Here is a 19,546-nt window from a genome sequence, read left to right as displayed (position 1 = left end):
CGGCGGCTGGAGGCGAAGGCAATGCATCACACCGGTGGCCCAGGGTGGCGAATCACCATGGATACGTGCGGACCCATGCTCATGGCACTTTACCTTCGGGACGTGTCGGGCCTTGTGGGGGCCGGCAGCCCCGCACTTTCGCACGTGGCACCCGCTGTTACGGCGGCAGACCACACCATGCTGACCTCAGGGGTGGGCGGCACCGGCGCGCTGCGTGACCAGTGGGAGGTCTGGTGGACCAGGCTGTTGCGCGGCTTTCCCGAGAACCCACAAGACATCAGCCCTCCTGATTTTCCCGAGCTGGCCGGCATGCCTGCACTGCAGCGGGTTGCCCACGCCCATTACGGGGCGGCGCTGACCTGGTCACGGGAGCAGTCGCAGCTGTATGCCATGATGGCGGCCCAGCGGGAAACTTTGGGCGGGCATAAAATCCTGGCCGATTTGGTGCAAAACCGGGAAATGGAATTGGGCCGCAGTGCCAGGGACTTCACGTTGACCATTGTGGAGGTTCCCTTGTCCGAGCAACGGGCGTGGTTTATTGAACCCAACCGCTTGATCATGAGTTCGCATTTGCTCGATGACCAGGAGATTTTCCGCAGTTATGTGCAGCCGGTGGTGGAACTGCTGGTTTAGCACCCGGCGGTGGTCCTCAGCCGTCGGCTGGTGCGGCCGCCAACACGATTGCGAGCTGTCCCTCAACTGTGGATTCAATTGGCTGCCAGCCCACGTTGTGGCCGTCGGCATTGGCGTTTCGATCCCATTTATGGCCTGCGTAGCTGACTTCAACAACACCGAGCTGGTTCGCGTGGGCCAGGGCCCAGTGGGCCAGCATCCAGCCATAGGCGTCATTGACCTCTAAGTGCAGGCTGGTGCCGGCTTCGCCTGTGGTGGTTGTGGCGTCCAACTGGGCCAGCGGGCCCATTGCCGCCTGGGCTGCTGCGCCGACAGCTTCGGGCGTGCTGCTTGCCGTGGCTGGTGGGAGGGTGCAGTTCAAACCCTGCGGAGTCTGCCCCGTCAGGGCGGAAGCGAACGCGCGCGACAGCGGCTCATGCTGGGCGTAAGTGTGGGGGAAACCCGAACGTTGGACAATTTGCGCCGCGTCATTGATGGGCAGGTCCGCGTAGTTGGGCACTTCTGCCAGTGCGTCGTAAAACGCGTTGGCGGAATACACCGGATCCATGATTTCCTCCACGCTGCCCCAGTCCTGCGACGGCCGCTGTTGGAACAGGCCCACCGAGTCCAGGTCGCCGTAGCTGATGTTGCGCAGCTTGGACTCCTGCATTGCCGTGGCGAGGGCAATGGATGCCGCGCGGGCAGGCATGCCCCGCTGCATGGCAAGGCCGGAGATCAGCGCGGCATTTTCTGTTTGCTCCAGGGCCAATCTGTAACTGTTCTCGCCAACGGTGGCGCTGCAGCCCAGCGACAGGCCGGGCGCAAAAGTGTCCTTGAAGGTGTTGGACAGCCACACACGGCCGCCAATGAGGAGTCCGGCGGTGACTGCCAGAACTGTGATCCAGCCGATGACCGCCCGGCTCCTCACGGTGTGCCGCACCGTGGTGTGGGGCCGAATGCTTCGTCGCCATGGCAGTGCACCTCCGGAGCGGCGCCCCGGGGTCGCGGGTCAGTTGGCATGCAGGCTGTCATTGAGTTCGACGGCGGTTCCCTTGCGCGGGAGCACCTCGACGCCGCCCGAGGTGGAATTGCGGCGGAACAGCAGGTTTGGCACGCCGGAGAGTTCGCTGGCCTTGACGATCACCGTGGTGTCCTCGCCGTCGTCGTTCTTGGGGCCCAGGACCCGCACCCGGGTGCCGGCCGTGACATACAGTCCTGCCTCAACCACCGAGTCGTCGCCGATGCTGATGCCCACGCCCGAGTTCGCGCCCAGCAGCACCCTTTCGCCGAGGACGATGCGGGTCCTGCCGCCACCGGAGAGGGTGCCCATGATGGAGGCGCCGCCGCCAACGTCGGTGCCGTTGCCCACCACGACGCCGGCGGAGATGCGGCCCTCGACCATTGAGATGCCCAGCGTGCCTGCGTTGAAGTTCACGAACCCTTCATGCATGACGGTGGTCCCCTCGGCCAGATGGGCGCCGAGCCGGACCCTGTCGGCGTCGGCAACGCGCACGCCGGCGGGGACCACATAGTCGACCATGCGCGGGAACTTGTCCACTGAATAAACAGTCACCGGCCCGCGGCGGCGCAGCCGGGCCCGGGCCAGTTCAAAGCCGTCCACCGGGGCGGGGCCAAAGTTGGTCCACACCACATTGCTGAGTTTCCCAAAGATTCCCTCAAGGTTGATGCTGTTGGGGGTCACCAGACGGTGCGAGAGGAGGTGCAGGCGAAGGTAGGCGTCGACGGCGTCAGCCGGTTCGGCATCGAGGTTTATTTGGGCAAACACCACGTTTTGGTGCACGTCGCGGTCGGTGTCCGTGCCGGCCTCGGCCAGCGCGGTGAGCTCGGCGCTGGCATCCGGGGCGCTGCCCAGCTCAGCGGCGGCGATGCCCAATTCGGGGGCGGGGAACCACACGTCCAGCACATCGCCGGAGCCGGCGATGGTGGCAAGGCCGAAGCCGTGGGCGGAACGGTTGCTCGGGGCTGCTGTGTCAGTCATGGGTCCAGTTTATCGGCAAGGCCGGTCGGCATTGTGCCACGCAACCGGGCCACACCGCCGGCCAGTCCGGTGGGCCAAAAAACTGTGACGGCCATGCCTCTAGGTCACGGTGAATGTGATTGAGTGCCAGCCGGAGGAACCGTCGGGAGCCGGCGGGGCCTGTTCCTCGATCTGCCGCTCATTGTCCGCGTCATAGGCGCGCACCCGCACCTGGTGGGTTCCGGTAGTGGCCCCGTCCCAGATGAACGACCACTGCCGCCACGTGTCCACCGACGCTTCCGCGGCCAGCTCGGCCAGCTGCCAGTCGCCGTCGTCCAGCTGGACCTCCACCTTGGAAATTCCCTTCGTTTGAGCCCAGGCGCTGCCGCCGATGGCCACTGTTCCGGCCGGCACCCGGGCCAGGGCCCGCGGCACCTCAACCCTGGATGCCGTCTTGATGGGGCCGTGCGAGGACCAGCCGCGGGACGTCCAGTACCCGGCCTTCTCGGCAAACGTTGTCACTTCCAGGTCAACGACCCATTTGGTGGCCGAGACGTAGCCGTACAGCCCGGGCACCACCATGCGGACCGGAAAACCGTGTTCCAGCGGCAGCGGCTCGCCGTTCATGCCCACGGCAAGGATGGCGTCGCGACTGTCCTGCAGGATGGGCAGGGGAGTGGAGGCGCTGAAACCGTCACTGCTGGTGGACAGGACCATGTCGGCGCCCGCCGTGGGTTTGGCCCGGGCCAGGACCTCGCGCAGCGGGTAGCCGAGCCATTTTGCATTGCCGGCCAAGTTTCCACCCACCACATTGGAAACGCAGGTCAGCGTCACATACGACTCTATGAGATCCTCCGCCAGCAGCTCGTCAAAGCCCAGAGTGAACTCCTCCTCGACCATGCCGTGCACGCGCAGTTCCCACGTCGAGGGTTCAATCACGGGCACATGCAGGGCCGTGTCGATCCGGTAAAAATCGGTGTTGGGCGTGACAAAGGGCGTGACACCCTCCACCGGGGCCTGCACACCGGCGGGCAGCGGGGCGGCCCTGGTCTTGGCGGCCGGGAGCTTCAGGGCCTGGCGGACGGCAATTGCCGTGTTGCGTGCGGTCGAGAGCATCGTCCCGCCAAAACCAAGGACGACGGCGGCCCCTGCCACGGCTGCCGACCTCACCAAAAACGTGCGCCGGCTGGGCACTGCGCCCGCTGTCGTCGTCGGGCTCTCAGCTGTGCCAGTCGCGGGTGGCCCTGCTGCCCCCGAGGGGCCGGTGGCCGGGGTGAGGAAGCGCAACGCCCACAATCCCGCTGCGGCGCCGAGAAGAAGGGGGAACAGGTCAAGGGGGCCTGCTCCCGCGCGGGTGATGATGCACAGTGCCATGACCACGGCGAAGCCCAGCACCATGGCGGCGCCGGCCCGGAAGTTTCTTCGGCCAACCACGCCCGCAACGGCCGCCAACACCGCAGCGGCAACGACCAGGGAAATGAGCAGCACCAACTTGTCGTTCGTGCCGAAGGTGGCGATTGCGAAGTCCTTGAGCCAGGCCGGGGTGAAGTCGATGAAGGTGGAACCCACCGACGTCAGCGGGGACGCAGCGGGCCCAAAAAATGCCGCCAGCAGTTCGGCGGTGGCGAAAAGCACGCCTGCGGAGATTACCCCGGCCAAGGCGCCCATGCCCAGTCCTCGTCTGCCCTGCTTACTAGTCGCCGTGCTGAGCTTGCCCATGGGGGCTCCTTTGAACTTTTGTTGGCTACCGCAAAACTGGCGGTAGAAGTATGTGATGGTACTTCGGAGCCAGGCGTCCGCTGGATTGCCCCCGCGGGCAGAAAGTTCTAGATCTTCTGCACCAGAATCGGTGTAGTGGTCGGCTGTTCCGAGCCTCCGGCAGGTTCCACGGTGATGCCTACATGGGTTGCGCCGTCCACCTTGCCGTCGAGGACTTGCATGGCGGAGGCCTGGACGCTGTCCATCAGCCCGGCCGAGACTGCGCCGGCGTCAGAAATGAACCACAGCTCGTAAGTTTTATCCTCGGGGAGTGGCGGCATGTCATTGGCCAAGACGGCGGCCTTGTTGACCTCGATGGACGAAGCAACTGTCACCGTGCCGCCGTCGGGCAACGGTGTTGTGGCAATTTGAGCGTCCGGCGAGCTCATGATGGTCAGCATGGCTTCTTGCTGGGCCTGCGCAGCAGCCAGCTGTTGGTTGACCGAATCTTCCGAGGAGCTCTGCCCGATGACCCATCCGCCGACGCCGACGCCGCCGAGAAGCGCCAGGGCGGCCGCAGCGCTGAGCGCAGGTACCCAGCGGTTTCCCTTGGGGGCTCCCTGACGGCTGCCTTTGGTGCGGTTTACCTGGTGGCTGCCCGAAGTCCTGCTGTTGCCCGCAGCCGTGGAAATGTCGCGCACGACGTCGGATGCCGGAAGCTGGCTGGTGTCGCGAATTGCCGCCATGATGTTGGCTTTCAAAGCCGGGGGAGGCGTCTCGGCGGGTGTTGCGCTGGCCAGAAGTGCAGCGGTCTCACTGAGGCTGCGCACTTCTTCCAGGGTTTGCGGATCGGTCAGGGCATGACGTTCAAAGTGGCTTCGTTCCTTGTTGTCCAAGGCGTTCAAAGCGTAGGCACCGGTGAGCAAATGCAGCTGATTTTCCATTACGCCACCCCTAACCTATCCCTGAGTCTGATCATGCCATCGCGAATTCTTGTTTTAACTGTACCGACCGGGATTTTCAACAACTCCGCCACTTCTTGGTGGGTATATCCACCGTAGTAGGCCAAGCTGATGGCTTCACGCTGCGGGGCGGTGAGTGTCTCCAACGCTTGGCGGACACGTTCGGCTTCCATCTGTGTTTCCACGGTGTTGGCGACGTCGTCGTAGCTGTCCTGGTATTCCTTGATTCCCTGGCGTAGGTCCCGGTCGGCGCTGGCTTGGCTTGCCCTTACCCTGTCCACTGCCCGGCGGTGGGCAATGACCAAAATCCACGAGATGGCCTTGCCCCGGTCTGCGTCAAAACGGGTAGCTTGGGCCCAAACGTCAACGAAGACCTCTTGGGTGACTTCCTCGCTTTGAGCCGGGTCCCGGACCACGCGGCGCACCAACCCGTAGACCCTTGGGGCCACTGCGTCGTAAAGTTCTTCGAAGGCCGCCTCGTCGCCCAGGGCGACGAGGCGGATCAGGTCCTCATGGGTTGGTGGTGCCAAGGGCTCCACGGACCGCAACCAGGGTAAACGCATAATGTCTACCTTGCCACGGCCCGTGCCCATGAACCCCGTTCCTTCGCTTCGTGTTGCTACTTGTCCTGAAAACCGGCTGTAGTTACTTCGCCGGGGGCATCAGGACCGTGTCGACGAGGTAGACGGTGGCGTTGGCTGTCTTGACGCCGCCGCAGATGACCTTGGAGTCGTTGACCATCAAGTCGTCGCCGCTTCCGGTGACCTTCAGCGTGCTGCCCTCAGCTGTGGTGTGCTCTCCGTCAATGTCGCTGGGAGCCAACTGGCCGGGAACCACGTGGTAGGTCAGGATGGACGTGAGGGTCTTGGAATCGGTTTTCAGGCCCTCGATGGTGTCTGCGGGGATCTTGGCAAAGGCCTCGTCCACTGGGGCGAAGACGGTGAATTCGCCTGAATTCAAGGTGTCCACCAAATTGACGTCCTTGTTCAGTTCGCCGGAGACAGCGGCCGTCAGGGTCTTCAGGAGCGGGTTGTTCGAGGCGGCAGTGGTGACCGGGTCCGCGGCCATGCCGGCAACGGAGCCTGCGCCACTGGGCACGGCTGCGGCGTAAGCGGCACATCCTGAACCGACCAAGTCAGCGGCCGGGTCCATGGCTGCACTGGATTCCGGAGCTGAGGAGGTCATGGGTGCTGCCGAGCTCGCCATCGGTGCATCCGAGCTTGCCGCGGGTGTTGTTTCGGCGCCGCTGCAGGACGTCAGTCCCAATGCTGCGATGGCCAGGAAGCCGAGGCCGAGGCTGAGGCTCTTACGCGTTCGGGTCTTCTGGGTAACGTTCATGATGATTCTCCGTAGTCTGAAGCGGAAGGATTCCGTCGTGCTTCCCGTACCGCGTCTCATGTCCTGATCTGCGGGGTGGGCTGTCAGGTAGTACTTCGGAGCCCCGGGTGAAGCGGATTGGAAACAGTCAAAAAATTCTTTTGGAGGTAGTCTGCACCGGTAAACTGTCCCAATGACCAACCTCGCCAGCACCGCCGATTCCCACTCCCAGACCATCTCGCACGGGTGCCCGGGGCCAACTGGCCAAGGGAAGAAGGCTGCCGTGGTGCTGGATGTGAAAGCCGACGTTGCCGGGCTGACGGCCGCGCTGATGGACATTGAAAGTGTGTCGGGCAATGAGGCAGCACTGGCCGACGCCGTCGAGCTGGCCCTTGCCGGGCTGCCGCACCTGCAGGTGACCCGCAACGGCGATGCCATTGTGGCCAGAACGTCGCTGGGCCGGGCCGAACGGGTGATTCTTGCGGGCCATTTGGACACCGTGCCGCTGCCCACCACGCCGGGGTCGCGCGGGACCGTGCCCAGTTCCTGGGAGGGTGAGGTGCTGTACGGCAGGGGCGCCACGGACATGAAGGGCGGCGTGGCCGTGCAACTGGCGCTCGCGGCCACGCTGCTTGAACCCACCAGGGACCTGACATTCGTTTTTTACGATCACGAGGAAGTGGCCGCGGCGAAGAGCGGGCTGGGCCGTTTGGTGCGGGAGAACCGGGAACTGCTGGATGCTGACTTTGGCATCCTGCTTGAGCCCACGAACGGGACGGTGGAGGGCGGCTGCAACGGCACGATCCGTTTTGAGGCCACCACGCGCGGGCTTACCGCCCACTCGGCCAGGGCGTGGATGGGGGAGAACGCCATTCACGCGGCCGCCCCGATTTTGGCCCGCCTTGCCGCGCATGCGCCGGCCACCGTCACGGTTGAGGGGCTGGACTACAGGGAGTCGTTGAACGCCGTGCGGATTCATGGCGGCACCGCGGGCAACGTGATCCCGGACCAGTGCGTGGTCGAGATCAACTACAGGTTCGCCCCCGACAAGACCCCCGCCCAGGCCGAAGCGCACGTTCGGGAACTGCTGGCCGGCTCTGACCTGGTGTGCACGGATTCCTCAGCCGGTGCCAGACCCGGACTGAACGCACCGGCGGCGGCCACGTTCGTTGCGGCTGTGGGTCGTGCGCCGCTGCCGAAATACGGGTGGACGGACGTTGCCAGGCTCAGCGAAATGGGGATCCCGGCGGTCAACTTCGGCCCGGGCGACGCACTGCTGGCCCACAGTGACAACGAACACGTCCGCGCGGAAGACATTCGCGAGTGCCTGGCGGCGCTGACCCGCTGGCTCAGCTGAGCAGTTTGGACACCCCTTAAACAAGTGGCCCGCAGTTGTGGTCGTAAAATCGCCTCAAAAAGGCGATTTTACGACCACAACTGCGGGCCACTTTGTGTTGTTTGGTGCTTGTGTGGGTGGCAGTGGGGATTAGCCGAGCTGGCCCACCTTGGTCTTGACGACCTTCACACGTGAGGACATCTTGGACTCCACCAGCTTGGCGATGCCTGACAGGATCAAGCACAGCCCCACATAGATCACTGCGGTGACCATGAGAGCCGGCACCACCGGGGAACCGTATTTGCCCTGGCCACCGAGGAAGTTGGCGTAGTACAGAACCTCGTTGTAGGTGATCAGGAAGCCAAGCGCGGTGTCCTTCAAGATGACGACGAGCTGGGAAATGATCACCGGCAGCATCGAGCGAACGGCCTGCGGCAGCAGGATGATGCGCAGCACTTGGCCTTTGGACATGCCGATCGCATACCCCGCCTCGCGCTGGCCCTTGGGCAGCGACTCAATGCCGGCACGGAACACTTCAGCCAGCACGGAACCGTTGTACAGAATCAAGCCCACCACGACGGCGACGAAGGGTGTGATGCCCTTGAAACCGACCGACGGCAGCCCGTAGTACATGATCATCATCAAGATCAGCAGCGGTACTGCACGGAAGAGCTCGGTGAACCAGTAGCACGGAATCCGGAGCCATCTGGCATCCGAGAGGCGTCCAAATGCGAGCAGGATGCCCAGGACAAGACTGCCGACGGCGGCCACGCCGAAGGCGCTCAGGGTCGCCCCAATGGCCTCGACAAACTTTTCCTGGACACGTGGGAAGGTAAAGATCTCCCATTTTTCCGCCGTAAACTGGCCGGATTCGTAAAACCTGAACAAGATGAAGGCAATGATGCCGACAACCACAATGGCCGTGACGACGTTCAGATATACGTTGCGTGTGCGGGCCTTGGGGCCGGGCACGTCAAAAAGGACTGAGCTCATCGCGCCACCCTCCACTTCTTCTCAAGGTAGCGTTGCAGCGGTGTCAGGATGCCCAGCACCATCACCACAAAGATTAAGGCGACCCACAGCAGTCCGGGCAGCAGCGGCTCGCCGCGTTCGCTGAGGTAGGCGCGGATGGCGCCGGACTCAAATACGGAGAAGCCGGCAGCGACCGTGGTGTTTTTCAACAGGGCGATGAACACGCTGAACAGGGGCGGCACCACCGAACGAAAGGCCTGTGGCAGCACGATCAACGTCAACGTCTGCAGGAAAGGCAAGCCAATGGCACGGGCGGCCTCGGACTGGCCGACGGAGACGGTGTTGATGCCGGAGCGGATGGCCTCGGAAACATACGTTGCCGTGTAGAGCGAGAGACCGACGATTGCCGCAACGATGAAATCGATGCTGGGCAACCCTAATTTCGGGTAGCCCAGGGCAAAGAAGGCCAGGATCAGGGTTAGCGGGGTGTTGCGGACGGCGTTGACGTAGAGGGTGCCCGCCGCGCGCATCGCCGGTGCGGGCGAGACTCGCATGCCGGCAACGATGGTGCCAAGGATCAAGGAAAAAACCGCGGAAAAGGCAAACAAGATTCCGGTGTTCTTGAATCCCGTGAGGAACAGATCGCTGTTGTCAATAAGTACATTCACAGGGCAGTGTCGCTTTCAGTGAATTCGAGAGGACGAAGTGGTGGTGTTGCATCGGCCAGGGCTGATGCAACACCACCACTGAGGGGTCTGTTAGTACTGGTCAACCTTGGGCTGTTCAACCTTGGTGCCGGACTTACCCAGAGTGGAGTCGTAAATCTTCGTCCAAGTCGCGTTGCCGTCTGTCAGCGTGGTGTTCAGGAAGGTGCGCAGGGCGGTGTCGCCCTTGGGCAGGCCGATTCCGTATTTCTCCACAGTGAACGGCTCACCAACAACCTTCAGATTGTCGGGGTCCTCCGAGGCGAAGCCCAACAGGATGGCCTGGTCGGTGGTCACCGCGTCCATGTCGCCATTCTTGAGTGATTCAACGCACTTGGAGTAGAGGTCGAACTCTTTGGGGTCGGCCTTCGGGAAATTCTCCCGAATGTTCTGGATGGGCGTTGAGCCGGTGGCGGAGCACACCGTCTTGCCGTCCAGGTCCTTTTCACTCTTGATGTCGGTGTTGTCCTTGGAGACAAGCAGGCCCTGGCCCGTGATGAAGTACGGTCCGGCAAAGTCGACAATGGCCTTGCGCTTGTCCGTGATGGAGTAGGTGCCCACGTAGAGGTCAACGTCGCCATTGGCCAGTGCCGTCTCGCGGTTGGCCGAGGGGATGGCCTTGAACTCGATCTTGTCCTTGGCCACGCCCAGCGAGGCCGCCATCCAGGTGGCAATTTCAATGTCGAAGCCGCTACGCTCGCCGGTGGCAGCATCGAGGTAGCCCAGGCCGGGCTGGTCTTCCTTCACACCGATGCGGATGGCACCGGAGGACTTGATCTTGTCAAAGGTGGGGCTGCCGGTCAGCGCCACATCCTTGGCAACTTCAAATGCGGGGGCGTCGCCGGCTGCGGGTTCGCCGCCGCCGCCAGCCGTGTCGCCGCCGCCACAGCCTGTCATGGCCAGGGCAGCTGCTGTGAGGACAGCCGCTACGCCGAGGCTTTTCCTGCTAAAGAACTTTTTCAAGGGGGATTCCTTTCATAAACGGCCACGATGGCCGGTGCAGCCGGGAGATTTGGAAGTAGTTTGTTATCCGTTGGTGAGGATCTTGGACAGGAAGTCCTTGGCCCGCGGTGTCTGCGGATTGGTGAAGAATTCATCGGGTGTGGCTTCTTCAACAATCTGCCCGTCAGCCATGAAAATGACCCTGTCCGCAGCTTTGCGGGCAAAGCCCATCTCGTGGGTGACAACCACCATGGTCATGCCGTCCTTGGCCAGTTCAACCATGACGTCCAGGACCTCATTGATCATTTCCGGGTCAAGGGCGCTGGTGGGCTCATCGAAAAGCATGACCTTTGGCTTCATTGCCAAGGCCCGTGCAATTGCGACTCGCTGCTGCTGCCCGCCGGAAAGCTGGGCAGGCAGCTTGGCCGCCTGATGACCCACCCCAACGCGTTCCAACAAGCTCAAGGCGAGTTTGTCGGCGTCGGACTTGGACATGCCCTTGACCTTGATGGGGCCAAGGGTGACGTTTTCCAGGATGGTTTTGTGCGCAAACAAATTAAAGGACTGGAAAACCATGCCCACGTCGGCACGCAGATTTGCCAGCTGCTTGCCTTCCTTTGGCAGTTCCTTGCCATCAATGGTGATGGACCCGGTGTCGATGGTTTCCAGTCTGTTGATGGTGCGGCACAGGGTTGATTTGCCCGAACCCGAAGGACCGATGACCACCAGCACCTCGCCCTTGGCCACTTGCAGATTGATTTCCTGCAGCACGTGGAGTGGGCCGTAGTGTTTGTTGACGGCCTTAAGCTCCACGAGCGCAGGGGCGTGTGCGGAATTTGTCATGCACTGAATCTACAGACATTTCCACGGGGCGGTAAAGCTTTGAGCCATGTCGGCCGGGATCGTAACGCGAAAGAGACAATGTGAGGCAGGCCACCGGGGGTTTCACGTAGCCTTAGGGAGTCTCCTGCCGCCACCAGGCACCCATCCGATAGGACCCCGCGGCGGGAAGATCCTTGTCCAGGATGTCGCATCATCACAGATCGTGCCGGGGAAGAACGCGGCGAAACCGAACGGATTCTTCTTTGAGACGGGTTCCGAGAACACGGTTGCGATCGAAGCCCCCAGCCGGATATGGTCCGGCTTTTGCCAAGTCAGTCAAGGACCAAGCGCCCGGCACAATCATCTGCTATGACCCGTTCCATGTAGTCTAGATGGCCGCCAACGCGCTGGAAGCATCCCGTCTGGCCACGGACCGGGGGGGCTGCCTGACCAGGACATCGCGAAGAAGGGAACCCGATGGATGCTGCTGAAAAACGTCCAGCACCTCACCGGGAAGCAACAAATCACCCTCGCGGGGCTCGAACAAACCGTCGTGCTGCTCAGGGAAGCCTTCCAGCTCAAGTAGTTTCTAGGGGACCCCGATGGCTATCGTCGTGAATTCTCACCCATTTGTTGTAGATGTAGAAACACAATCCCCGTAAGCATGTCTACGGCATCACCACCTCCGTGACCAGTGAGCTGGTGGGCGCCTACGACTTCCAGTCCCCGCGGGGCGATACCCGCAGGTGCCGTGGCAGCCTAGTGCTAGCAGTTGCCGAGGCCTCACGGATGGACGCGCTCGCCCGCCAAAGATGTGGCAAGTTCGACATCCTCGATGAGTAATGGAACGGATGGACCATATTCGTTTCGGAGCAGTCGTGTTCGCGTCGGCCGCCGCTGGATGAGGGCGGGGCCTCGGGAAGTGCTACGGGTCCTGATTGCTGCTCGCACAGCCATGCCTGGTGAACGCACCAGAACCATCAACGCACCCACCGCGGTGTTGCGCGTCGACAGCCTCGGTCCGGACGCCCACCAGTACAGAAACGAGGGGTTCAAGGCCGAATAGCCAACGAAATTCGCCCCTTGCGTCTCAGTCGCTCCCTCGCCCGGCGGGTCCGTTGAATATCTGACACAAAACGAGAGCATGAATATGGGTTGAGGAACATAGTAGGATCCCAGACAGGTTTTGATCTAGTTCACCAGGTCACTAATTATCTCGCCATTTCCGGAATCATCATGCGGCAGACAAATTCGCCCGCATGCGCGTCGGGATGGCCTAAGAAATTACGTATTGATCGTTGTCAGTCCCGCGTAGTCCAAGCTCCAGTTTGCCTTGCAATCAGCCCTTGAGATATTTCCGGGAGTAGCGTAATTACCGTATAAAAATTCGGTCTTCTTTCCGCCGAAAAGTGGAGTCTGAATGCAGACAGCTATTACTGCAAATGCTCCTCCGCCGCTGTCGCACACGGCATATGCGGTAGATCCTGAACCCCAATATTTGCACGATGTTGGATAGGCTGCCTGTGCAGCTGGTGCCGAAACAATCGAACCGGCAGTAACGAGTCCAACAGTGAAAAGCACCGCGGTCATCTTTGACAAAATATTCTTCAAAATTCCCCCAAATATCGGGTTACCACGCATGCCGTGGCCCCTCCATAAAAGCACGGATAGTGCAATTTTACAATGATCGGGGAAGAATCATCCGAATGTGAAAATTCAAGGTGCATAAAATCTCTCGAATTGCACCTGACTTTCTGCCTGATGGGCTCGGTTGTGACGTTCTGGTCGCCGGTCTTTGTAGCCGTTGTCGACGACGGATTCCACGTCGGCCACAGTAGGGCCCGGTCTTGCTTCTGATGAGAGGCGGACGGTCGGTGGTTGTAGTTAACGACGGACTCGGCGCCGAGATCCGCTGCAGTCCTTTGATCAAAGCTGCATGTCCGGTGCTTCGGAGGACAGATACAGGCTCGTTTGGCGGGGGCGGGTGTTTCCCGGCGACTTCGAAGAGTCTGCGCCGCAGTTTCCTTGGTTCCCAGAGGAAGACCTTGGTGTTGGCGAAGCAGGCCATTTGGGTCCCGGTCATGATTTCTGCTGTCATCTTGACATCAGAGTCACATTGGCAGTGAGGGGCTTATTTGGGCCATGTCGGCCGGGATCGTAACGCGAAAGAGACAATGTGAGGCAGGCCACCGGGGCTTTCACGTAGCCTTAGGGGCATGAGCGCACCTACAGGATCCAGCCGACCACTCCGCCCGCAACTTCGACGGTTCGGCATCTGGCGAAAAAACGGCGCAGGCAACGACACCGCCGACGCCCGGCTTTTGGAGACCCCGCCCAGCAGCGACTTCACGCACACCGATCCATGGCGGGTCATGCGGATTCAAAGCGAATTCGTGCAGGGCTTTGACGCGCTGGCCGAAATCGGCCCGGCCATCAGTGTGTTTGGCTCGGCCCGGACCAAGCGCGATTCCCCGTACTACGCCGCCGGCGTCGACGTGGGGAGGCTGCTGGTGGAAGCCGGGGTTGCCGTCATCACCGGCGGCGGACCCGGTTCAATGGAGGCGGCAAATCGCGGCGCCGCCGAGGCCGGGGGCCTGTGGATCGGCCTGGGCATTGAACTGCCCTTTGAGCAGGGCATGAACGAATGGGTTGGCCTCGGCGTCGACTTCCGCTACTTCTTTGCCCGCAAGACGATGTTTGTGAAATACGCCCAGGGCTTTGTTGTGCTGCCCGGCGGGCTCGGCACCCTGGACGAACTTTTTGAGGCCATGGTCCTGGTGCAGACAAGCAAGGTCAGCCAGTTCCCGATCGTGCTGGTCGACAGCACATTCTGGGGCCCGCTGCTCGACTGGATCAAGGACGTCATGGTGGTCCAGGGCCTCGTCTCGCCCGGCGACCTGGACATCATCTCCCTCGTGGACACGGCGGAAGAGGCCGTGGAACTGGTCATGGCCGGCAAGGCCGGTGCCCGGGTTGCCGCCGGTGAGGGCTGAACCGGCAACAGTTGAGGTCATCCGGGGCCATTTCCGCCGCGCATCTGGCACGATGGTCTAGTGACTTATTTCCTGATCTTCCTTGCGGTCGTGGTGGCTGCCGCGGCGGCCCTCTACGTCGTGGGGCTGAACAAGCCGCAGGCGGATGCGCCCGTGTATGACGACGCTCTCGCGCGGCCCGTGGCAAACCTGCCGCCGGTGCTGCTGCCTGACACCCCGGCGCCCGCCGACGTCGACCGGCTGCGGTTCTCCCTTGGCCTGCGCGGCTACCGGATGGACCAGGTTGACGAGGTCCTTGACCGCCTGCGCGACGAGCTGGCCGCCAAGGACCTGCACATTGCCGGGCTGGAGGCCGGTACTTCCCCTGCGGTTACCGGTTACCAAGGGAAGCCCGACGCCGGGCAGCAGCCTGGCGCTGCCCCGGAGACTGCCGCTGTGGAGACGAGCACCGCCGAGCGGACCATCGTGAATGTCAGTACCGGCGAGAACCCGGCGACGGACGCGGAGCCCCGTGGGCAATGATGGCAGAACCCGCTGCGCATGGGCCGGGATTGAAAGCGACGAACAGTACCAGCGCTATCACGACACAGAATGGGGCAGGCCCGTTGCAGGGGAAAGCGAATTGTTCGAACGGCTGAGCCTCGAGGCTTTCCAGTCGGGCCTGAGCTGGATCACGATCCTGCGAAAGCGCGAGGCCTTCAGGAAGGCGTTCTGCAACTTTGACCCGGCCATCGTGGCCACGTTTGGCCCCCGGGACTTTGACCGGCTGATGGGCGATGCCGCCATTGTGCGCAACAGGCTCAAGATCAATGCCACCATCGGCAACGCCCGGGCGTTGCTTGCCCTGCCGTCCGAAACAACGTTGGCCTCGTTGCTTGCGGACCATGCCCCGTCCGTGCCCCGCCTGCCCGGGGAGGCTGTGCCCGGCAAAACTGCTGAATCCCAGCAACTCGCGAAAACCCTGAAGAAGCATGGCTTTTCCTTCGTCGGTCCCACCACCGCCTACGCCATGATGCAAGCCGTCGGCGTCGTCAACGACCACCAGCCGGGCTGCTGGCTGGCCCCAGGCTCGGACCCGGCACCTGGCTCGGACCCGTCCGGGACGGAATAGCCCGGCCATGAAAGATTGGGCCATGAAGGCGCCGGCCGAAAGGGACACCACTACCATCAACGACGCCATCTACGCCGGGGTGCGCCGCTTTCTGGCGCCTTTGCGGCGGGCCCCCTGGTGGTTGAAAGTCACCCTGCTTTATGTGGCAGCCCGGCTGGTTTCCACGGCGATCCTGCTCGGGGCGGCCTGGCATGCCGAGGAGTCGCCGTGGGGCGGGCGCCAGCCCGACTACCTGACGTTCATCGACAGGTGGGACGCGGGCTGGTACGAAAGAATTTTTGATGGCGGCTACCCGACAACAATTCCGCGCAATGACGACGGCACGGCCCAACCCAACCAATGGGCGTTTTATCCCTTGTTCCCGTTGCTGGCGCGTGCGCTCAGCGGGCTGACGGGACTTGGCTGGCCTGCGGCCGGCGCCATTGTGGCCACGGCCGCCGGACTCGCTGCTGCTTTGATGATCTACAAGCTGTTCAGGAACTTTGCCACACCGCGGACAGCACTGTGGGGTGTGGCCTTCTTCGCCATGTTCCCGGTGTCGCCCGTTCTGCAGGTGCCGTACGCGGAATCGCTGGGAATCTTCCTCCTCGCCGCTGCCCTGCACCTGCTCATCAAGGGCAGGTACTGGGCCGCGTCGCCGACGGTGCTGCTGCTGTCGCTCTCGCGCCCGGCAGGGGTGCCGTTCGCCGCCGTCGTGCTTGTTCATCTTTTGCTGCGCTGGAGCCACCGCAAACGCGAGCCCTTCCCGGCACGCGAGCTTGCCGGCGGTTCTGTGCTGCTGTTTGTCAGCGTCGTGTCGGCGTTCGTCTGGATGCTCATTGCCTGGTGGCTGACGGGGGAGCGGAGCGCGTATACGGACACCGAGACGGCGTGGCGCGGCACCGGGCTGGTGTTGTTCAAGCCCTGGTTTGACGCGGGCGTGGAGCTCGCCGGCCCGCTGTGGGGCCCCGTCCTGCCGGTGCTGCTTGTGGTGTTGGCGGCGCTGTATCTCAATTCCAGGGCCGTGCGCCGGATTGGGCTCGAACTGCGGATCTGGTGCGCCATGTACCTGCTGTACCTGTTGGCGGTGCTGCACCCGCAGTCGAGCACGTTCAGGATGCTGCTGCCCCTGTTTCCCCTGGCACTGGCGGCCGCCTTCATTTCAACCTCCCGTGCCTACCGCTGGAGCGTGCTGGTGATGTTCACGCTGCTGCAGATTGTGTGGGTCGTGTGGCTGTGGCAGTTCGCCGCGATCAGCACCGGACAGGCGTGGCCGCCGTAATGAACCGCGCGGCAGTTGTCAATGGGCCGTGCGCCGATTAGCACCCGGGCGTTGAAATACGGAATAATAGTTTGTGAGCAATACAACATCAAACGCCATGCTGGGGAAAGCCCAGGCGGGGCGGGTATGCACTACGAAAAGGGGAACTCCTGATGGCGGCCATGAAACCTAGAACCGGTGACGGTCCAATGGAAGTGACTAAAGAAGGTCGGAGCTTGATTCTGCGGCTGCCGCTGGAAGGCGGCGGACGGCTCGTCGTGGAGATGAACGCCGATGAGGCAGTCAGCCTCAAGGAATGCCTTGTAGGCGCAACCGAATAACGCCAGCCGGATAAGTTTCACAAGGAACCGGGCCGCAACTGGCTGGTTCACAAAGAACTGGCGGGGCAGCACACGCTGCCCCGCCAGTTCTTTTTGTTTTCTGCTTTCGGGTGTTTAGCGCTCCGCGCAGCTGGCCCGCCCCGGTCGCTTCAGCGTGCGGTCAGCGCTTGACTGCCAGCAGCAGGCCGTCGCCGGTGGACAGCATGGCGCTGACGAGGGAGTCGTGTTCGCGGACCAGCTTGCCAACCCGGCGCAACACCACCGTGCTGCTTTCGCGGATGGCGGGGTCCGAGACCCGGTCCTTGTCCAGGGCGTCATTGATGATCAGCAGCCCTCCGATTTTCAGCAGCCTGATCGCCTGTTCCACATATTCCGGGAAGCTGGGCTTGTCGGCGTCAATGAACACGAGGTCGTACGCAGCGTCGGTCAGGCGCGGCAGGACGTCCTGGCCGCGACCTGAAATGGTGCGGGTGCGGTTCGCCGGGGAGCCCGACTCGGTGAACGCTTCGCGGGCGGCTTTCAAGTGGTCGACGTCGGGATCGATGGTTGTCAGCACGGCGCGCGGGCCCAGACCGCGCAGCAAGGCCACACCGGAAACGCCGGCGCCGGTGCCGACTTCCACGGCAGTTTGTGCCTTGGACGTGGCTGCGAGGACCGTCAGGGCTGCCGCGACTCCCGGACTAACGGGGAACAAGCCCAGCTCGTGCGAGCGTTCGCGGGCACGTCGCAGGACAACATCTTCCACGGGGAGGCCCTCTGCATAGGACCAGCTGGTGGATTTATCGGCGCTCATGGGTCGTTTTTCCTAAACTGTTGCGGTGACTAGCTCTAGCCTACTGCCTGCACACGGGCGCCCACTGCCTGCACACCGGGCAAGAAGGCGGCTGCCGTTCAGCAAAATGTCAGCTTCGTTTGGCACACTGTAGGACTAAAGGGAACGATTCCCCCGGTCGGATTCCCCACGTTTCCCCCTTCGTTGGGGAGAGAAGAAACCACTGAAGCGAGGTGCAGCGATGAAGCCAGCCGTCACCCCCGCGATTCGTCCTGCAGGAACTGCCACAGACCAAGCCCCGGCCGCCGCCGAGTGGGTGACGCCGTCGTGGGAAGAAGTTGTCACCAACCATTCAGCCAAGGTTTTTCGACTTGCCTACCGCCTGACAGGGAACAAGTACGACGCCGAGGACCTCACCCAGGAGGTTTTTGTGCGGGTGTTCAAGTCGTTGGCGAACTTCAAGCCCGGCACCCTTGACGGCTGGCTGCACCGCATCACCACCAATTTGTTCCTCGACCAGGCCCGGCGCAAGCAGCGGATCCGCTTCGACGCGCTGTCCGAAGACGCCGCAGCCCGGCTGCCCGGCAACGACCCGGGCCCCGAGCGCACCTTTGAATTCAACAACCTCGACACCGACGTTGCCGCCGCTTTGGAGGCCCTCCCGCCCGACTTTCGGGCCGCCGTCGTGCTTTGTGATCTGGAAGGCCTCTCCTACGACGAGGTGGCACACGCACTGAACATCAAGCTCGGCACCGTGCGCTCGCGCATCCACCGGGGCCGGGCCATGCTCCGTGAATCCCTGGCCGACAGGGCACCGGGCCGCGGACGCGAGGTCCGCCCTGCGCGGAAACCGCTGCTGTCGCTGCCGCGGATTGCCGGGGCACGCTAGACTCTGTGCTGGCTTGGCGGGCCTGCGACGCAAGTCACACGCAGTATTTTTTGCGTACGTTACCGCCAGGAATCGTTGCTTTGTGAGTTGAGAGGGTAATCTTCCTAACGTGTTTGGTATCAATACCCCCGAGCTGATCCTGATTGTCGTTGTGGCGGTCCTGGTGATTGGCCCTTCCCGGCTTCCCGGCTACGTGGAGAAGCTGAAGAACCTCATCCGTGAGGTGCGCAAGATGGCTTCCGGCGCGCGCGAAACCATCAAGGAAGAAGCCGGTGTCGACATCGACGACATCGACTGGAAGAAGCTTGATCCCCGCCAGTACGATCCCCGCCGCATAATCCGTGAAGCCCTGCTCGACGACGAGGACATGGACAAGCTCAATTCCCTCAAGCTGGCCCCGGGCGCGGCTGTCGCCTCCATGATGGGCAAGGACAGCGACAAGAGCTCGGTGCAGCCGGCCGTCGACAGCGTTCCCGCCGGGCCCGAGATTGAGCGTCTGGCAGAGGGCCAGCTCGCCCCGTACGACGTCGAAGCCACCTAAGACCCCTTCCCGCCCGCACGCACTGTCCCTCACCGGGCAGCACCCTTGGCGGGGTTTCTCGACGCTGCGCCTTGGCTTCGTGTGCGCTGCTGTGTGCGTTGGCGGCCGCCGTCGTCGTCGTTTCCCGGGATGTTTGCCCTGCCACGTTCGGGTCCGGCGTCCCCGGAAAGGTTCGGGTGCACCGTCAAAAATGATCCCGGCCCGCCAATCAGCGTCTGGCCCGCGAAACAGCTGTTGGCCAACCGCTGCCGCGCGGGGCAGGCGCAGATTCGTGGAGCTGCCGGCGCGAAAACACCCCCAGCGCGCGGGGCAGGCG

At 62.7% G+C, this 19,546-nt stretch carries 21 protein-coding genes; 9 read left to right on the top strand and 12 right to left on the bottom strand.

From position 1 onward, the window contains the following. Positions 1-21: 21 nt before the first annotated feature. Positions 22-633 (top strand): hypothetical protein, encoded by a 612-nt coding sequence (locus ACT3TS_RS08305; protein ID WP_444531039.1) that lies wholly within the window; start codon positions 22-24, stop codon positions 631-633. Positions 634-649: 16 nt separating this feature from the next. Here ACT3TS_RS08305 and ACT3TS_RS08300 read toward each other — a convergent pair whose 3' ends face one another. The 6 genes from ACT3TS_RS08300 to ACT3TS_RS08275 all read right to left on the bottom strand — a co-directional run bounded on the left by ACT3TS_RS08300 (position 650) and on the right by ACT3TS_RS08275 (position 6,588). Beyond that, on the bottom strand, positions 650-1,540 hold the full coding sequence (locus ACT3TS_RS08300) for a hypothetical protein (RefSeq protein ID WP_444531038.1): 891 nt from the start codon (positions 1,538-1,540) through the stop codon (positions 650-652). A gap of 81 nt (positions 1,541-1,621) precedes the next feature. Further along, positions 1,622-2,611: a 2,3,4,5-tetrahydropyridine-2,6-dicarboxylate N-succinyltransferase gene (dapD, locus tag ACT3TS_RS08295; protein ID WP_444531037.1), complete on the bottom strand. Its 990-nt coding sequence runs from the start codon at positions 2,609-2,611 to the stop codon at positions 1,622-1,624. A gap of 99 nt (positions 2,612-2,710) precedes the next feature. Next, positions 2,711-4,309 carry a molybdopterin-dependent oxidoreductase gene (locus ACT3TS_RS08290; protein ID WP_444531036.1) on the bottom strand — a complete coding sequence of 533 codons (1,599 nt, stop codon included), beginning with the start codon at positions 4,307-4,309 and terminating at the stop codon, positions 2,711-2,713. Between the two features lie 107 nt (positions 4,310-4,416). Further along, the gene (locus ACT3TS_RS08285) at positions 4,417-5,232 is read right to left on the bottom strand and encodes an anti-sigma factor (protein WP_444531035.1); all 816 of its coding nucleotides are present in this window, start codon (positions 5,230-5,232) and stop codon (positions 4,417-4,419) included. Then, positions 5,232-5,813: an ECF RNA polymerase sigma factor SigK gene (sigK, locus tag ACT3TS_RS08280; RefSeq protein WP_444531034.1), complete on the bottom strand. Its 582-nt coding sequence runs from the start codon at positions 5,811-5,813 to the stop codon at positions 5,232-5,234. The genes ACT3TS_RS08285 and sigK overlap by 1 nt, the downstream gene beginning before the upstream one ends. A gap of 82 nt (positions 5,814-5,895) precedes the next feature. Next, positions 5,896-6,588, bottom strand: coding sequence for a fasciclin domain-containing protein (locus tag ACT3TS_RS08275; RefSeq protein WP_444531033.1), 693 nt, complete (start codon positions 6,586-6,588; stop codon positions 5,896-5,898). Between the two features lie 172 nt (positions 6,589-6,760). On the opposite strand from ACT3TS_RS08275, the gene dapE reads away from it, so the two are divergent. Beyond that, positions 6,761-7,924 carry a succinyl-diaminopimelate desuccinylase gene (gene dapE / locus ACT3TS_RS08270; protein ID WP_444531032.1) on the top strand — a complete coding sequence of 388 codons (1,164 nt, stop codon included), beginning with the start codon at positions 6,761-6,763 and terminating at the stop codon, positions 7,922-7,924. Between the two features lie 129 nt (positions 7,925-8,053). Here dapE and ACT3TS_RS08265 read toward each other — a convergent pair whose 3' ends face one another. The 5 genes from ACT3TS_RS08265 to ACT3TS_RS08245 form a co-directional block, all read right to left on the bottom strand. Beyond that, positions 8,054-8,896: an amino acid ABC transporter permease gene (locus ACT3TS_RS08265; RefSeq protein ID WP_444531031.1), complete on the bottom strand. Its 843-nt coding sequence runs from the start codon at positions 8,894-8,896 to the stop codon at positions 8,054-8,056. Continuing rightward, positions 8,893-9,543, bottom strand: coding sequence for an amino acid ABC transporter permease (locus tag ACT3TS_RS08260; RefSeq protein ID WP_444531030.1), 651 nt, complete (start codon positions 9,541-9,543; stop codon positions 8,893-8,895). Before ACT3TS_RS08260 ends, ACT3TS_RS08265 begins: the two co-directional genes overlap by 4 nt. Before the next feature lie 90 nt (positions 9,544-9,633). After that, complete coding sequence (locus ACT3TS_RS08255; RefSeq protein WP_444531077.1) at positions 9,634-10,476, bottom strand: glutamate ABC transporter substrate-binding protein; 843 nt, start codon at positions 10,474-10,476, stop codon at positions 9,634-9,636. Between the two features lie 129 nt (positions 10,477-10,605). Next, positions 10,606-11,364: an amino acid ABC transporter ATP-binding protein gene (locus ACT3TS_RS08250; RefSeq protein ID WP_444531029.1), complete on the bottom strand. Its 759-nt coding sequence runs from the start codon at positions 11,362-11,364 to the stop codon at positions 10,606-10,608. A 1,263-nt stretch (positions 11,365-12,627) separates the two neighbouring features. Further along, positions 12,628-12,984 carry a hypothetical protein gene (locus ACT3TS_RS08245; RefSeq protein ID WP_444531028.1) on the bottom strand — a complete coding sequence of 119 codons (357 nt, stop codon included), beginning with the start codon at positions 12,982-12,984 and terminating at the stop codon, positions 12,628-12,630. A gap of 575 nt (positions 12,985-13,559) precedes the next feature. On the opposite strand from ACT3TS_RS08245, the gene ACT3TS_RS08240 reads away from it, so the two are divergent. The 5 genes from ACT3TS_RS08240 (at position 13,560) to ACT3TS_RS08220 (ending at position 17,028) form a co-directional block, all read left to right on the top strand. Next, complete coding sequence (locus ACT3TS_RS08240) at positions 13,560-14,336, top strand: TIGR00730 family Rossman fold protein (RefSeq protein WP_444531027.1); 777 nt, start codon at positions 13,560-13,562, stop codon at positions 14,334-14,336. A 60-nt stretch (positions 14,337-14,396) separates the two neighbouring features. After that, positions 14,397-14,858: a DivIVA domain-containing protein gene (locus tag ACT3TS_RS08235; protein WP_444531026.1), complete on the top strand. Its 462-nt coding sequence runs from the start codon at positions 14,397-14,399 to the stop codon at positions 14,856-14,858. Further along, entirely contained in the window at positions 14,806-15,447 is a 642-nt protein-coding gene (locus tag ACT3TS_RS08230) for a DNA-3-methyladenine glycosylase I (RefSeq protein ID WP_444531025.1), read from the top strand. The genes ACT3TS_RS08235 and ACT3TS_RS08230 overlap by 53 nt, the downstream gene beginning before the upstream one ends. A 7-nt stretch (positions 15,448-15,454) precedes the next feature. After that, a complete protein-coding gene (locus tag ACT3TS_RS08225) occupies positions 15,455-16,708 on the top strand; it encodes a hypothetical protein (RefSeq protein ID WP_444531024.1) in 1,254 nt (417 codons plus the stop codon). 152 nt (positions 16,709-16,860) lie between these two features. Continuing rightward, positions 16,861-17,028 (top strand): DUF3117 domain-containing protein, encoded by a 168-nt coding sequence (locus tag ACT3TS_RS08220; RefSeq protein WP_444531023.1) that lies wholly within the window; start codon positions 16,861-16,863, stop codon positions 17,026-17,028. A gap of 160 nt (positions 17,029-17,188) precedes the next feature. Here the strand turns inward: ACT3TS_RS08220 and ACT3TS_RS08215 are convergent, their stop codons facing one another. Further along, on the bottom strand, positions 17,189-17,821 hold the full coding sequence (locus ACT3TS_RS08215) for an O-methyltransferase (protein ID WP_444531022.1): 633 nt from the start codon (positions 17,819-17,821) through the stop codon (positions 17,189-17,191). A gap of 220 nt (positions 17,822-18,041) precedes the next feature. On the opposite strand from ACT3TS_RS08215, the gene sigE reads away from it, so the two are divergent. Continuing rightward, complete coding sequence (sigE, locus tag ACT3TS_RS08210) at positions 18,042-18,689, top strand: RNA polymerase sigma factor SigE (protein WP_444531021.1); 648 nt, start codon at positions 18,042-18,044, stop codon at positions 18,687-18,689. Between the two features lie 109 nt (positions 18,690-18,798). Then, positions 18,799-19,230 (top strand): twin-arginine translocase TatA/TatE family subunit, encoded by a 432-nt coding sequence (locus ACT3TS_RS08205; protein WP_444531020.1) that lies wholly within the window; start codon positions 18,799-18,801, stop codon positions 19,228-19,230. Positions 19,231-19,546: the final 316 nt, after the last annotated feature.

Origin of the sequence: Specibacter sp. AOP5-B1-6 (genome assembly GCF_052376555.1) — a bacterium.
GTDB lineage: Bacteria > Actinomycetota > Actinomycetes > Actinomycetales > Micrococcaceae > Specibacter.
Note: the sequence above shows the minus strand (reverse complement) of the source record. Positions and strands in the feature narration are given on the sequence as shown.